This is a genomic window from Aquipuribacter aurantiacus (assembly GCF_051216895.1).
Classification (GTDB): domain Bacteria; phylum Actinomycetota; class Actinomycetes; order Actinomycetales; family JBBAYJ01; genus Aquipuribacter.
Genome location: NZ_JBPKAO010000002.1, coordinates 62,883 through 78,134 on the forward strand (window position 1 = coordinate 62,883; position 15,252 = coordinate 78,134).

Sequence of the window (15,252 nt, forward strand, 5' to 3'; positions counted from 1 at the left end):
GGCTCACGCCGGGTCGTCGGTCAGCACCGGGTCCGCCGCCGCCCTGCGACCCCGCAGCAGCAGCCAGGCGACGGTGGCGACGACCGGCACCGTGGTCAGGACGACGAACTGCGGGAGGACGCCGGTGGAGATCGTGCTCCCGCCGTAGAGGCGGAGCAGCACCGACCCCAGCAGGACGGTCGAGGCGATCGCGACCAGGCCGAAACCCGTGCCCCGGCCCCAGTCCGGCGCGACGGGCCTCGCCATCAGGCGCGGGCCGGCCAGCAGCCCCGCGCAGGCCAGGGACACCAGCAGCCCCGCCACCACCAGCCAGGTCCACACCACCCCGTCGAAGCCCTCCCGCATGGCCACGAGCGTCGGCAGCCAGGCGCTGACCATGAGGACGACGAGCACCGTGATGCTCGCCGTCCGAGACCCGTCCTGTCGTGTGCTCACGCCGCGTGAGCCTACGGACCGGACGGGCGCGGGGCCACGGTCGGGCGACGCGCGGTCGAGGGCTGCTCGGCCCGCTCAGCCCGCTCCGACGATGAGCAGCGCGGACGCGAACACCACACCGGACACGACCAGGGTGACCATCGTGTAGCCGAGGATGTCGCGCATCTTGAGACCGGCGATGGCCAGCAGCGGGAGCGCCCAGAACGGCTGGATCATGTTGGTCCACTGGTCGCCGTAGGACACGGCCATGATCGCGACCCTCGGGTCGACGCCCAGCTGGGCGGCGGCGTCGAGCATGATCGGCGCCTGCACGGCGAACTGACCGCCGCCGGAGGGGACGAAGAAGTTGACGAGCCCGGCGGACAGGAACGCGAACACGCCGAAGGTCTGCTCGGTGGACACGCTGACGAAGAAGTCCGAGATCACCTGGATGAGGCCGGTGGCCGTCATCATCCCGAGGATCCCGGCGTACAGCGGGAACTGCAGCAGGATGTCGCCGACGTTTGACGCCGCCTCGCGGGTGAGCGCGATGGCCTCGAACGGGCTGCGCACCAGCAGGAAGATCAGGGCCAGGAACGACCAGTTGACGATGTCGAGGGTCGGGCTGCCGCCGCGGGCGTAGTAGACGACCAGGTAGGCGACCAGGGCGAGGCCCAGCAGCAGCGTGAGGACGCGGCTGGCGTCGACCCGGTCCGCGGGGGTCACCACCTCGTCGTCGAGCGCGACCTCGGCGGCGCGGGCGTCGACCGTCAGCTCGACGACGTCGTCCCCGCGCGGGGACACCAGGGCCAGGGCGATCCCGACGGCGACGACCGTGACCAGCGCCGCCACGACGTTCCACGTCGCGAAGGTGGTCTCGGAGACCGGGATGGTGGTGCCGAGCTGCTCGGCGATGAACGAGCCCTCGGTCGCGGCGGTCAGCGGGCCCGAGCCGGAGTAGCCCATGTGCCACACCACGAAGCCGGAGAACCCGGCCGCGACCAGCATCGGGAAGTGCAGCTTCAGCCCCTTCTCGCGGGCCTGCGCGGCGACCTCGCGGGCCAGCAGCCCGCCGACGACCAGCCCGAGGCCCCACTGGACCAGCGACGCCGCGGCGGCGACGGCGAACACGAACACGTAGGCCTGCACCGGGGTCCGGGGCAGCCCGCCGAGGCGCGTCAGCAGCCGGCGGACCGGACGGGTGTTGGCCAGCATGTGGCCCAGCAGCAGGATCAGGGCCATCTGCGTGATGAAGGCCAGCAGACCGGCGAGGCCGTCGCCCCAGCCGACGAGCACGTCGACCGGTCCGGAGTCGGTGAGCAGCAGCGCCATGAGCGCCACCACGACCGTCAGCACGATGGCGAAGACCAGGGCGCTGGGGATGTAGCGCTCCACGACGGTGTTGACCGGGCCCATCACCCGCTCGAACGGGTTGCGGCGGGCGGTGGGGGCGGTTGACGTCATCGTCAGGTCCTTCGTGGGCGGGGCGGAGCGGCAGGGGGCGGGGATGAACCTAGACGATCCGGGCGCCGGTCCCGCGTCGCCGGTCGTGCCGCCGGTTGGCATCATGCGGGCCACCGACCACGAGAGGACACCCCCGGATGATCTTCATCACCGCCACGTTCCAGGTGAAGCCCGAGCACGCCGACGCCTGGCCCGAGATCTCGCGCGAGTTCACGGAGGCGACCCGGGCCGAGCCCGGCTGCCTGTGGTTCTTCTGGTCGCGGTCGGTGGACGACCCCGCCCGCTACGTCCTGGTGGAGGCGTTCCGCGACGGCGAGGCCGGTGGCGCCCACGTGCGGTCGGCGCACTTCGCCGCCGCCCAGCAGACGCTGCCCCCCTACCTGGCGGCGACGCCCCGGATCGTCAGCCAGGAGGTCGACCAGGACGACTGGTCGGAGCTGGGGGAGATGGGCGTCGAGGGGTGACCGGACGACGACGCCCCCGACCGGTGCGTGCCGGTCGGGGGCGTCGTGCGGGTGCGGGTGGGTCAGCGCGAGCCGTAGTGGCCCTCGGCCTCGATCTCGACCAGCCAGCCGGCGACGGGCAGCGTGGCGACCTCGATGTTGGACCGCGCCGGGCGGGTCTCGTTCTCGTACAGGACGGGCGCGTAGGCCGGGATGACCTCGCCGGTCGTCCGGCTGACGTTGGCGACGAACTTGCGGTACGCCCGGTTCCAGCCGGCGTAGTCGCCCGTCGCGGCGCCGGGCGGGTTGTCGACGTAGATCCGCATGAAGGTCAGCGCGTCCAGCTGCAGCCCGGCCGCGGCGAAGTTCTCCTGCACCCGGGCCATCGTGTTGAGGCCCTGGGCCTCGGTGATGGACACCCCCGGGGGCAGCGCCCCGGCGGCCCGCTGCTCGGTGGTGGGCGCGAAGCCCGGGTAGAGCTCGGCCAGGACCGCGTAGTCGATGTAGCGCTCGGGTGACCCGGCCGGGGCGGCTGTGTTGCGGGCCGCCGGGCCGGTTCCTGACGACTTGTAGGTCGCGACGTTGACGCCCGTGCCGACCCCGGCCGCCAGGAACGGGTCGGGGCTGACCCCGCCGTTGGCCAGCGGCGGGATCGTGTAGACGACCTCGCGCGGACGGGGGACCAGGTCGGCGGCGACCGCGGCACCACCGGCGCCGAGGACGATGCCGGCGACGACGGACGCGGCGACGAGCACGCGGGGGCGGACGGGCATGCGCAGGGACATGGGTCTCCTTCGGGTGGGGTCGAGCGGGGGCGAGCGGAGGGGGGCGGGCTCAGGAGGCGAGGGCGCGGGCGTGCAGCGACGAGACGGTCTTGCGGGCGGACTCGAAGGCGCCGTGCTGCCAGGCGATGACGTGGCTCATGTGGTCGCCGGCGAAGTACACGTTGCCCGCGGGCTCGGTGAGGCGCCCGTAGGGGGTGCCGGGGCCGCCCTGGGTGCCCGACGGCCAGCTGACCCAGGCGCCCTGCTGCAGCGGCATCTTGTGCCAGGCCACGGTGAACGCGGTCTCCAGCTCCGACCGGTAGGCGTCGCCGTGGACGAGGGACCCGCGCTGGACGGTGCGCTCGACCCGCTCGGCGGGGGTGAGGTTGCCGTAGGCCGTGGCGTTCCCGCCGAAGTTGTACGACCCGACGACGATGCCCTTCTCGCCGAGGTAGCCCGAGGAGGGGTACCAGATGGTCCCGTTGTCCATGTTGGTGTTCGTGATGCCGCCCATGATCCCGTCGTCGGTCTCCCAGAACCGGCGCCCGTACTGCTGGCCGACCTTGCCGGCCGCGGCCCCCACCGGCACCGCGAGGTCCGCCTTGACCTGGGCGGAGAAGTTGGAGTCGATGCCCTTCACGACCTGCGGGGGGATGGTGCAGACGCAGTAGTCGGCCTCGATGGAGCGGGTGGTCGCGTTCTGGGAGTACGACACCTTCACCCCGGTGCTGGTGTTCTCGATGCGCGTCACCGCGGCGCCGTAGTTGACGCCCAGCGGCAGCTGCTCGGCCAGCGCCTGGGGGATGGCGTCCATGCCGCCGACGGGCTGGAACATGAGCATCGCCTGGTCCCAGCCGGCCTCGAAGCCGAAGTTGCGCCCCACCCCGGAGGCCAGCAGCGCGCTCAGGTCCAGCGGGGGGTTGGGGGTGCCGGTGTCGAACCAGCCGCCGGGCTCGGCGCCCTCGGGGTAGCCGGCGCGAGAGCTGCCCGCGTAGGTGTTGCTGCTGCTGATGGCCCCGAAGGAGCGCAGGAAGCCGATCATCTGCTCCTTGTCCGACGCGCTGAGCTCGGCGTCCAGGGCGCCGCTGCTCACGGCCTTGGCCAGCAGCTCGGAGGTGTAGCCGAACAGGTCCGCCTTGGCCTGGCGGTGCCGGACGGGGGTGCCGGCCAGCGGGCCGCCGGCGTTGGCCGCCGGCTGGTTGAAGTAGTAGCCGGAGGCGTTGGCGTTGGCGAAGACCTCGAGCTGGACGCCCAGCTCGCGGCAGTACTCCATCGTGGTGTGGTGCTGGGGGATCCGCGCGGGGCCCATGTTCATGTACTGCCCCTTGTCGAACTGGGCGCGCTGGCGGGTGCCGTCGGACTCGACCGAGACGTCACCGCGGCGCGCGGTCCAGCTGCGCCCGCCGACCCGGCGCGACGCCTCCAGGACGTAGACGCGGTAGCCGCCCTTGGTCAGCTCGTAGGCGGCGGCCAGGCCGGCGACGCCGGCGCCGAGCACGACCACCCGCTTGCCGTTGGACCGGCCCTGCAGGGTGAAGTCGCCGGAGCGGGGGGCGCTGAAGGCCGCGGTGTGGGCGCTGGCGGCGGGGGTGACCCCGAGGGTCTCCATGGCGCCGAGCATCGCGCCGGCGCCGCCGGTGACGCCGAGCGCGTGGAGGAAGTGGCGGCGGGACAGGCCGGTCGGCGTGGTCGTCATGGGTTCTCCCGAGGGATGCGATGGGGTGCGGCGCGGCCATGCTCGGGACCTTCTGTTGCGTCTGGTCGACGCTGTGCGACGAACGTGTTAATTCACGGGGACATGCTCGGTCAGCCCTTGATGACTCGAGCCCCCCGGCGGTCGCGCCGGTCCCTCAGGGCCTGGCGGATCGGAGGCACCACCACCCCGGCCTCGGCCATCCGGCGGCGGACCCGTCGACGGCTGGTCAGGATGCCGAGGACACCGACGACCCAGATCAGGTACTGCACCGACATCGCGACCCGGAAGTCGGCCAGCTCGTAGCCGGAGGAGCCGCCGGTGCGGAGGTCGAGGACCACCCCGACCAGCAGGATCGTCACCAACGAGGCGACGAAGCCGCCGACGTTCACGATGCCCGTCGCGGTGCCCAGCCGGTTGGGCGGGTTGAACGTCCGCGCGAAGTCGAAGCCGATGACCGACCCCGGCCCGCCGAGCGACATGCACAGGATCAGCAGGACGAGCACCGGCAGCGGGGAGGGCCCCGGCCAGGCCAGCACGAGGGTCCAGCCCGCCACGTTGGCGGCGATGATGGCCAGCACCAGCCACGAGCGGCGGAACGGGTGGCGCTGCACCAGCACGCCCAGCCACGGCCCGGTCGCGATCCCGGCCAGCACGAACAGGGTGAGCAGGGCGCTCGCGGTGCTCGGCGCGACGCCCTGGCCCGCCACCAGGAACGGGAAGCCCCAGAGCAGGGCGAACGCCGTCCCGGGGAACTGGGTGGTGAAGTGGGTCCACAGCCCGAGCCGGGTGCCCGGGTGCCGCCACGCGGTGACCAGGTCGCCGACCAGGTCCCGCGCGCTCGACGGCTGGGCCGCACCGGCCGGTCCGGGGTGGTTGCGGATGACCAGCAGGGCCAGGAACCCGACGAGGACCCCGGTGGCCGACGCCGCCAGGAACGCCACGGTCCAGCCGGGCCCGCCGAGCAGCGCCACCAGCGGCACCGCGCTCAGCACCTGGCCGAGCTGCCCGACCAGACCCGTCACCTGGGTCATCACGGGTACGCGTCGGGCCGGGAACCACGACGGCACCAGCCGGATGACGCTGATGAACGTCAACGCGTCGCCGACCCCGACCAGCAGCCGGCCGAGCACGGCGAGGCCGACGGGCTCGGCCACGGCCAGCACCGCCTGCCCCACGGCCATGACGAAGGCCCCGGTGACGATGAGCCTGCGGCTGCCGAACCGGTCCAGCAGCACCCCGACGGGGATCTGCAGGCCGGCGTAGAACACCAGCTGCACGACCGCGAGGGACGCCAGGACGCTGGCGGAGGCGTCGTAGCGGACACCCGCCTCGACCCCGGCCACGCCGAGGCTGGTCCGTTGCATCACGGCGACCACGTACGCGAGGAGCCCGGCGCCCCAGACCACCCACGCGCGGGAGGAGGGCGTCGGGCGGGGGGCGGCCGCGGGGGAGTTGTCGCTCATGAGCGACCGTCACGCTAGCCCCGCCCGGCCCGGACGCTGCGCCGGTCTCGCCGCCCGGTCAGGCCCCCAGCCGCTCCCGCAGACCCGTGGCCCGGGCCGCGGGCCGGGCCACCGCGGCCGCGAACGCCTCGACCGAGCCGATCACGCGCACCTGGGAGACCGCCCGGGTGATCGCGGTGTAGAGGGTCTCGCGGGTGGCCAGGGGTGACTCCGCCGTCGGCAGCACCACCGTGACGCGTCCGAACTGCGACCCCTGGCTGCGGTGCACCGTCATCGCGTGCACGGGGCGGACCGAGCCGAGGCGCACCAGCGGGATGCTCGCGGGCTCCCCGCCGCGCGCGAAGACCGCGCGCAGACCACCGCCCGAGCCGGCCGGCCCGGCGACGACCACCCCGGTGTCGCCGTTGAACAGACCGACCTCGTAGTCGTTGGTCGTCACCAGCAGCGGCTGCCCGGGCCGGTAGCCGTCGCCCCGGTGCTCCCCGAGGTCGTCGAGGTCGTCGAGCCAGCGGGTGGCCAGCCACTCCCAGTGCTGCACGCCGCGCGGGCCACGACGGTGGGCGCAGAGCAGGCGGTGCTCGTCCAGCGCGCGCAGGGCCCCCACCGCGTCCCCCGCGCTCGCCGTCCGCCGCAGGTCCGCCCCCCACCGGGCGACGTCCTCGCGGACCGGGGCCAGCAGCGTCTCGGTCAGCGGGGCGTCGTCGGCGACCTCGACCAGCTCGACCCCCTCGCCGCCGCCCTGCAGCAGGGCGACCGCACCGTCGGCGTCCCCGGCGCGGACGGCGTCGGACAGGGCCCCGATGGCCGACCCCGCGGCGAAGCGGTGGTTGACCGTCAGGCTCGCGATGCCGTCGCGCAGCCGGGCCGCGGGAGAGCCCGGTGCGGTCGTCGACCCGTGCCCGGGCAGGACCGTGTCGAGCGCGTCGGTCATCGCGGCGGTGCGTCGACCCAGCGCGGTCCGGTCGACCAGGTCGCCGAGCACCGCCCCGGCCTCGACCGAGGCCAGCTGGTCGGGGTCGCCGACCAGCACCAGGCGGGTGCCGTCGCGCAGCGCCTCCAGCAGCCGCGCCATCATCGTGAGCGGCACCATCGACGCCTCGTCCACCACGACGACCTCGTACGGCAGGCGGTTGCCGGCGTGGTGACGGAACCGGCTGCGCGTCCCGGGTTGCCAGCCCAGGAGCCGGTGCAGGGTGACGCCCACCAGCTCGCCGACGCGGTCGCGGTCACCGGGGTCGCTGAACCGGGCCGTCGAGGACCGGACCGCCTCCTCGAGCCGGGCGGCGGCCTTGCCCGTCGGGGCGGCCAGCGCGATCCGCGACGTCGGGTCCTGCTCCCGCAGCAGCGCGAGCACCCGCGACACCGTCGTGGTCTTGCCCGTCCCGGGCCCGCCGGCCAGCACCGACACCCGTGAGGAGGCGCAGACCGCGGCCCCGAGACGCTGGTCGGCGTCGCCGGCCCGGGGGAACAACCGTTCCAGTCCGGAGCGCAGCAGGTCGGGGTCCAGGTCGTCGGGCAGGGTCGCGGTCCGGCGGCGCAGCTCGTCCACCACCTGCTGCTCCTGCACGTCGTAGCGCGACAGCCACAACCGCGACCCGCGCATCGCCAGGGGCGCGGCGTACCCGGACACCAGGGGACTGGCCGCGACCCTCGGCAGCCACGCGTCCCGCTCCGGCCAGGGCAGGTCGATCGGGTCGGGCCCGCCCGGGCCGGCCTCGTCCGCGTCGGGGGCGATGAGGTCCGCCGCGGTGGCCAGGTCGACCACCACCGACCCCCCGCGCGTCGAGCGCACCGTGAGCGCGACGGCCAGCAGCACGGTCTCGTCGTCCTCGCCGAGCAGGGCGCCGAGGCGACCGGCGACGTGGACGTCGGCCGCGCTCAGCACACCGGCGTCGTTGAAGGCCCGCAGCAGGCCGTGGGCGCGCAGCGCGAGGTCGGGCGAGTACGGTCCTGCGGGCATCAGCGCCCACCGGCCAGCAGGTCGGAGAACGCCATCACGAGGTCCGCCGGCGGGCGCCACGCGAACACGCCGGGGACGTGCCCGTCGTGGCCGAGCACGCCGGGACCGCTCATGCCCCTCAGGTAGAGGTACAGCACCCCGCCCAGGTGCGTGCCGGGCTCGTACCCCGGCCGGCGCCAGCGCAGGTACCGGTGCAGGGCGACGGCGTACAGCAGCGCCTGCAGCGGGTAGTGCGCCTCGGTCATCGACTCCTCGAGCGCGGCGGCGCGGTAGTGCCACGCGGTGAGCGGCTGGTCCCGGGGGGCGAGCCGGTTGGTCTTGTGGTCGACGACCAGGTACCGCTCGGACCCGGGTGGGCCGACCCGGACGATGGCGTCCACCGACCCGCTCAGGTAGCCGCGCAGGGAGGCCTCGCCGAGCTGGGCCAGCACGTCGGGGTAGCCCGAGGTCGGCCCCGCGGGCACGTGCTCGCGCCACAGCCCCACGAGGTCGCCGAGCAGCGCCGGCGCGGCGGCGGGGGTGTCGCCCCCGGCCAGCGGCAGCTCGAAGTCCAGCTCGGGCAGCAGGTCGGCCCGGGCGACGTCGCCGAAGGCCAGCCCGTCCGCCAGCGGGCCCAGCGGGGTGGCGACCGCCGTCGCGACGGCGCCGGTCAGCGCGGCGACGTCGGCGCCCTGCCCGCGGGTGAGCGCACCGACGAGGTCGGCGAGCGACCCGCTGCCGCCGGGGCCGTGGACGGCGGGGTCGTACCGTTCGAGCACCCCGTGGACCAGCGTGCCGAAGCCCGTCCCGCCGGGCAGGTCCTGCCAGGGCGACACCACGTCGTGCAGGTGGGCGTCGGGGTCGCCGGGCGCAGGTCCACCGGTGACCGTGTCGTCGACGTCGGACTCGTCGTCCTTCTGCGTCACGTCCGCCTCGCGGCCGACGACACCCGGACCCGTGCCCCCGGGACCCGTGCCCCCGGCGGCCCCCGCACCGACCGCACCCGGCCCCGACCCGCCCGGCGCGTACGCCGCGTCGTGCGCGGCGGCGGTCAGCGCGCTGTAGGACGTCCGTCGCCAGCCCAGGTCCAGGCCTCGGTCGAACCGGGCCAGCTCGAGGCGGGGCGCGCCGGGGCGTGGCCCGGACCAGACCGGGACCGGCGCGACGGTGTCGCCGACCGGGACGGTCTGCACCGTCATGGCCCCGTCGCCGGCGCTCGCCCGGGCGTGGAACCGGGCGAGCGCGTCGGCGTCGGACGGCACGGGCAGCGTGAACGGCGCCACGGTCGACGGGTCGTCGTGGGCGAGCAACCGGTGCAGCGGCGAGGTGCCGGTGTTCGCGGTGGGCGCCCACCAGGTGATGACCTTGGACTGGGCGCGGGTGAGCGTCACGTAGGCCAGCCGGAGCTCCTCGTCGGCGTCCTCGCGCTGGTGGGCGCTGACGTGCGCCGCGAAGTCGCGTCCGCCGGGACCACCGACGTCGCGGGTGCGGACCCCGTGCTCGTCGTGGAAGCGCGGGTACGGCGGCTTCGGCGACCAGTGGCTCCACAACGACGGCGCCAGCACGACCGGGAACTGAAGGCCCTTGCTCATGTGCGAGGTCAGCACCTGCACGGCGTCGGCGTCGGTCTCCAGCCGTCGGCTGCGTTCGACGCCGTCGCCGGTGGAGGTGCGGCGGCGGTGCAGCCACGACGACAGCGCCGTGAGACCCAGGTCCTCGGCCAGGGCGGCCTCGTGCAGCACCTCGGCGACGTGGCGCAGGTCGGTGAGCAGGCGTTCGCCGTCCGGCTGCGCCAGCAGCCGCTCCTGCAGGAGCAACCCGGCCGACACCGCCTCGAACAGGGCGGCCACACCCCGGTCGCCCAGCACCCGGACCCACTCCCGCAGCTGGAGCCCGAGCCGGTCGAGCGCGTCGTCGTCCCCGGCCAGGTGGGCGGCGTCCAGGCCCACCAACCGGCCGAGCCCGAGGGTGCGGACCCGTGACGTGCGGTGCGGCTGCTCCAGCGCCTCCAGCAGCCGCTGCCACTCGCTCGCGGCGGGGGTGTCGAACACGCTGGTGCGACCCGACACGACCGCCGGCACCCCGGCGGCGCGCAGCCTGGCCTGGATCGCGACGGCCTCGCTGTTGAGGCGGACGATCACCGCGATGTCACCGGGGTGCAGCGGCCGGGGCCCGCCCGCGGTGGCCGCGTCGCCGCGAGGCCGCACCACCACGTCGCCGTCCAGCAGGGCGACCACCTGACGCGCGCAGTCCTCGCGGACGGTCGCCCGGGCGTCGGCGGCGGACACCAGGTCCGAGCGGTTGAGGGCGTGCCCCTCGCGCGGCACCACCCGCAGCTCGACCGGCGCGCCCACGTCGACCATCCGTCCGCGGTGCGCCGGGGTCACGGGGCGGACCCGGATCCGCTCGTCCCCCAGCGCCGCGCCGCCCAGCAGCGCAGACAGCCCGGTGAGGACGCCGGGGTCGGAACGGTGGTTGAACGGCAGGCTCGCCCGGCCGGCCGCGTCGTGCCGGGCCTGCAGGTAGGCGTGGACGTCCGCCCCCCGGAACCCGTAGACGGCCTGCTTGGGGTCGCCGACGAGCACCAGGGTGGCGTGGTGGTGGAACGCGGTGCGCAGGATGCGCCACTGCGCGGGGTCGGTGTCCTGGAACTCGTCGACCAGCACGACGCGGAACCGGGCCCGCATCCGGGTCGCGGCGACCACGGCGGTGTCGGGGTCCTGCAGCGCGGCGTCCAGCCGGGTGACCATGTCGTCGTAGTCCAGCAGCCGGCCCCGCCGCTTGCGCCGGTCGACCTCCTGGCGCACCGCCAGGGCCACCCGCGCCCGCAGCCGCGCCGCCGGGTCGTCGGTGTCCTCGAGCCGCGGGACCAGAGGGGTCGTCGGGTCGGCCGCCGCGACCCGGGCCAGCTCGCGGAACTGCTCGGGCGTCAGGTCCGCGGGCGCCGCACCGGGATGGCCCCACTTGCGCACGTAGAGGTCGTCGGCGACCTCGCCCACCAGGTCGGAGGGGTCCTCGACCAGGACGGCGTCCCGGTCGTGGTCCGCGGCCGTGCCCAGCTCGGTGAGCATGGCGTGGCAGAACGCGTGCGTGGTCGTCACGGTCGCCCCGTCGAAGTCCGCCAGCGCGCGGTCGAGCCGCTCGCGGACGGGCCCCGGTGCGGCGGCGTCCCGGTCGGTCACCAGCCGGTCGCGGACCCGTTCGCGCAGCTCCCGGGTCGCGTCGCGGCTGAAGCTGATGACCAGCAGCTGGTCCATCGGGACGGGACGGGGCGGTCCGCCGTCCCCGGGGTCGAGGCCCTCGCTGACGTACCGGGACACGAGCCGGGCGATCGTGTACGTCTTGCCGGTCCCGGCGCTCGCCTCCAGCACGCTCGTGCCGATCGGCAGCGGGCCGTCGAGGTCGAAGGGGAGCGGCTCCGGCTCCGGCTGGTCGCCGCTCACGGGGTGTCCACCGCCTCGTGCTCGAGCAGGGGCGCCCACAGCCGCCGGGCCAGCACGCCGAACCGGTCGCCCTCCTCGTCGCCGCCGCGGCCGCCCACCAGGTCGGCGGCGGTGGCCCGTTCCCGGAGCAGGTCCTGCAGGGTGGGCGGGGTGCCGCCGTGCAGCAGGACGTGCTCGGCGTCGGACTGCTCACCGGGGAACCGGCCGTCGGTCCACGTCTGCGCCGCGGCCTGGCGCGCGCTGTGCGGTCGCCGCCCCCGGGCCCGCTGGGCCGCGTACGCCTCGGCCGTCCTGCACGGCAGCGGCAAGGGTGAGGCGAGCCCGGACCGGTGGAGGGCCACCAGGTCCCGCAGGAGCGTCACGGCCCGGTCCGCCGGTACCGGGCCCAGCGTGCTGCGGACGCACGCGTCCTTGTCCCGGCCGGCGCCGCGACCCAGCACGACCGCCTGCCACGCCCGGTCGGGACGTGACGCGGCGAGGGCCAGCAGCTGGACCCACGCCGTCAGCCGGTGCTTGGGCCCCAGCGAGGAGTAGTGCACCGAGACGAGCCGGTCCCCGCGCAACCCCGAGACGGTGCCGTTCAGCCGGGTGTCGTCGCCCAGGTCGACCCCGACGTCGGCAGCCTCCGGGTCCAGGACCAGCAGCCCCGCCGCGGCGTGGGCGACGGTGTCGACCCGGGGGCCGACCGTGCGCAGCACCTCGTCGCCGAGCGGACCGGGCGGCAGCAGGCCGCGACCGCGCTCGAGCGTGGCGCAGCGTCGGGGGTCGAGGCCGGCGAGCCGGTCGCGCAGCATCCGGTCACCGACCTGCCACACCTGCAGGGCGTCCAGGCCGACCGGCAGCGCGTCGTCCGGGTCGTCGTCGCGTGCCCCGAGGCCGATCTGCAGCCGCTGTCGCAGGAACGCCTTGGCCGGGTGCACGAGCATGCGGACGAGGTCGTCGACCGCCACGTCGGTGTCGGGCGGGGCGCCCAGCGCCCGACCCATCAGCGGGGCCGGCTCGTGCCGCTCCCCGAGCGCGGCCGCGGCCCCGGCGTGCGCGCGGGGGTCGAAGCTGAACGGGCCGGGCCGGCCCAGGGCCCCGGCCGCGAAGCTGCGGGGGTCGAACGGCTGCAGCGGGTGGTGGGTGGTGACCGCGTCCCGGACCCGTCCGCCCGGCACCGCGCAGGTCCGGTCGACGGCGTCGAGCAGCTCGCCCAGCGGGACGGCCGGGGGGACGGGTGCCCCCGTGCGCTCGTCGGCGCCGGTGTAAGTGATGACCAGGTGCTCCCCGGCCGCGCAGACGGCGTCCAGCAGGAGCTGTCGGTCCTCGCTGCGCGGGTCGCGGTCGCCGACCTCGGGGTCGCGGGCCAGCAGGTCGTCGCCGTCGCGCACCGTCTGGCGCGGGAACGACCCGTCGTCCAGACCGAGCAGCACCACCACCCGGTGGGGGACCGAGCGCATCGGCACGAGCGTGCAGACCGTGAGGGCGCCGGTGCGGAACCCGGCCCGGGTGGGACGACCCTCGAGGGCACCCCGCAGGACGGGCCGCAGCTCGGCGAGCGACAGCGTCGAGGACCCGGTGGCCCCGGTCGCCCGGCCCGTCCCGCCCCCCGCGGCCGGCTCGGCCACGTCCACCTCGACCAGGGCCTCCTGCAGCACCTCCCGCAGCTGGATCTCCTGCCAGGCGCCGGCCGGCTCGTGCGCGGCCAGGCGCAGCACGGCCTGCTCGAGCCGGACGGCCCAGCCCTCGGCGTCGTGGTCACCGGCCAGGTCCGCGTGGGCGGTGTCGAGGCGGTCCAGCAGCTCGGCGAAGCGACCCGCGAGGTCGATGTCGCTGGAGTCCACGTCGTCCAGCGGCACCAGGTCGGCCACCGTCGCCGCGCCGGCCCCGTGCCCGGGGTCCACCGTCGCGCCGAGCAGGATCCGGTCGATCCCGCGCCGCCACGTGCCGTCCGGGACGGCTTGCAGCTGCCAGTCCGCGCGGTGCGCGTCGTGCAGGCCCCACCGCGTGCCGGAGGCCTGCACCCAGTCCCGCAGCCGCTCCAGGTCGTCGTCGTCCAGGCCGAAGCGCCGGGCCACCGCCGGGTGCCCGGCCAGGTCGAGCACCTCGGTGGCGCTCAGGCGGGCCGAGCCGAGGTCGAGCAGCCGGTCGAGCACCGCGAGCAGGGGGTTGGCCTGGTGCAGCGCGCGGTCGGCGATGCGGACCCGCAGCCGGGCGGCCGGGTGGGCGTCGGCGCAGGGGAGCTCGTCGCCGCGGGTGGCGAAGGTGGCCGCGAGCAGCGGCGCGAAGGTCTCGACGTCGGGGCACATGACGAGCACGTCACGCGGTTCCAGGGTCGGGTCGTCCGCGAGCAGACCCATGACCACCTCGCGGAGCACCTCGACCTGCCGGGTGCGCCCGTGGCAGGCGTGCACCTGCAGGCTGCGGTCGCCCGACGCCAGCGGCGGCGGGTGCTCGGGGACGCGGTCGTGGGCCAGGTCGTCGACCAGTCGGGACAGCAAGGTGGCCCCCGCGGCCGGCCGGCCGGCCGGTCCGGCCGGGTGGGCGTCGCCGGCGCCGGGGTCCAGGTGGACGGTGCGGTGCTCCGGGGCGTGCCGGCGCAGCAGCTGCTGCAGCTCGCGCACGTCGCGGGACAGGGAACGCAGCAGCGGGTTGGCCAGGGCGGCACCGACGGTGTCGTCGGCCCGGCGCCGGACGGGCTCGACCGCGGCGACCGCCCGCCACAGCGCGGGAGAGGCGTGGTGCAGCCACAGGTGCACGTCGCGGTGCTCCGCCAGCGCCGCGAGCAGCTCGATGTCCGCGCGGGACAACCGGCTGGCACCGAAGACCGACACCCGGTCGGGGGCGTCGATGCGGGTGGGGTCCGTCCGGACCGCGGCCAGGACGTCGGCCTGCAGGTCCACCGGCGACGTCCCGCCGAGGCGCTCGCGCACCGCGTTCCACAGCAGCATCTGCCACTGCTCGTACTCGCCCAGGCCGGTGCCGTCGGGCAGGACGGCGCGGTCGGCCGCCCACCGGGCCAGCAAGTCCGGACGGTTGCGGGCGTAGGAGTGGAAGAGCCGGGCCACGTCGCGCGCCAGGCTCAGCCGCCGACCGGTGCCGTGCGCCGCGGACGGCACGCCGTCGCGGTACAGGTGCCGGCGCAGGACCCGGCACCAGTCCTCGGTGATGACGTCGTCCAGGACCTGCAGCACGGGCCACGTCAACGGCTCCGGCGTCCACCGCTGCAGGGCGGCGGCCTGCGCAGGGGCGACCGTGGCCGTGGCGTCGGCCAGCAGGCGCTGGGGGGAGGGGAAGCGGACGTTGGCGCACACCCCGTCCGGACCGAGGCCTCGCGACTCCGTCCCGGTCGACGAACCGACCCCCGCGCCCCCGCTGGTGCCCAACCGGTGCGACAGCCGCTGCGCGAGCCAGCGCTCCACGCCCCGGGCGGGCACCGCGACGACCTCGGCCGCGAACGGGTCGGCCAGGGGGGAGGACAGCAGGTCGGCGAGCCCGTCGGCCAGGGCGGTGGCGCGCTCGGCCCGGTGGACGGTCAGCACGCGCACCCCCTCGTCGACGTGCCGTCCCGGTCGGGGGGCAACGCGTGCACGCTAGCGAGTACCCGGGACGCAACCGGACGGCGCACGGGCTGGCTGTGGACA

The 15,252-nt window shown here is 75.5% G+C and carries 9 protein-coding genes; 1 reads left to right on the plus strand and 8 read right to left on the minus strand.

Going from position 1 to position 15,252, the window contains the following annotated elements:
- Window positions 1-3 precede the first annotated feature (3 nt).
- Complete coding sequence (locus ACR80Q_RS03105; protein WP_435376105.1) at window positions 4-435, minus strand: hypothetical protein; 432 nt, start codon at window positions 433-435, stop codon at window positions 4-6.
- 75 nt (window positions 436-510) lie between these two features.
- Window positions 511-1,878, minus strand: a complete 1,368-nt coding sequence (locus ACR80Q_RS03110; protein ID WP_435376106.1) for a short-chain fatty acid transporter — start codon at window positions 1,876-1,878, stop codon at window positions 511-513.
- 137 nt (window positions 1,879-2,015) lie between these two features.
- Between ACR80Q_RS03110 and ACR80Q_RS03115 the strand changes: the two genes are divergently transcribed.
- Window positions 2,016-2,342, plus strand: a complete 327-nt coding sequence (locus ACR80Q_RS03115) for a putative quinol monooxygenase (protein ID WP_435376107.1) — start codon at window positions 2,016-2,018, stop codon at window positions 2,340-2,342.
- Window positions 2,343-2,404: 62 nt separating this feature from the next.
- On the opposite strand, the gene ACR80Q_RS03120 is transcribed toward ACR80Q_RS03115, so the two are convergent.
- The 6 genes from ACR80Q_RS03120 to recC form a co-directional block, all read right to left on the minus strand.
- Window positions 2,405-3,106, minus strand: coding sequence for a Rid family hydrolase (locus tag ACR80Q_RS03120; RefSeq protein WP_435376108.1), 702 nt, complete (start codon window positions 3,104-3,106; stop codon window positions 2,405-2,407).
- Window positions 3,107-3,155: 49 nt separating this feature from the next.
- Window positions 3,156-4,781: a flavin monoamine oxidase family protein gene (locus ACR80Q_RS03125; protein WP_435376109.1), complete on the minus strand. Its 1,626-nt coding sequence runs from the start codon at window positions 4,779-4,781 to the stop codon at window positions 3,156-3,158.
- A 110-nt stretch (window positions 4,782-4,891) separates the two neighbouring features.
- Window positions 4,892-6,244 (minus strand): MFS transporter, encoded by a 1,353-nt coding sequence (locus ACR80Q_RS03130; RefSeq protein ID WP_435376110.1) that lies wholly within the window; start codon window positions 6,242-6,244, stop codon window positions 4,892-4,894.
- A gap of 58 nt (window positions 6,245-6,302) precedes the next feature.
- Window positions 6,303-8,204, minus strand: a complete 1,902-nt coding sequence (recD, locus tag ACR80Q_RS03135) for an exodeoxyribonuclease V subunit alpha (RefSeq protein WP_435376111.1) — start codon at window positions 8,202-8,204, stop codon at window positions 6,303-6,305.
- Complete coding sequence (locus tag ACR80Q_RS03140; protein ID WP_435376112.1) at window positions 8,204-11,626, minus strand: UvrD-helicase domain-containing protein; 3,423 nt, start codon at window positions 11,624-11,626, stop codon at window positions 8,204-8,206. The genes recD and ACR80Q_RS03140 overlap by 1 nt, the downstream gene beginning before the upstream one ends.
- Window positions 11,623-15,150: an exodeoxyribonuclease V subunit gamma gene (recC, locus tag ACR80Q_RS03145; protein ID WP_435376113.1), complete on the minus strand. Its 3,528-nt coding sequence runs from the start codon at window positions 15,148-15,150 to the stop codon at window positions 11,623-11,625. The genes ACR80Q_RS03140 and recC overlap by 4 nt, the downstream gene beginning before the upstream one ends.
- Window positions 15,151-15,252: the final 102 nt, after the last annotated feature.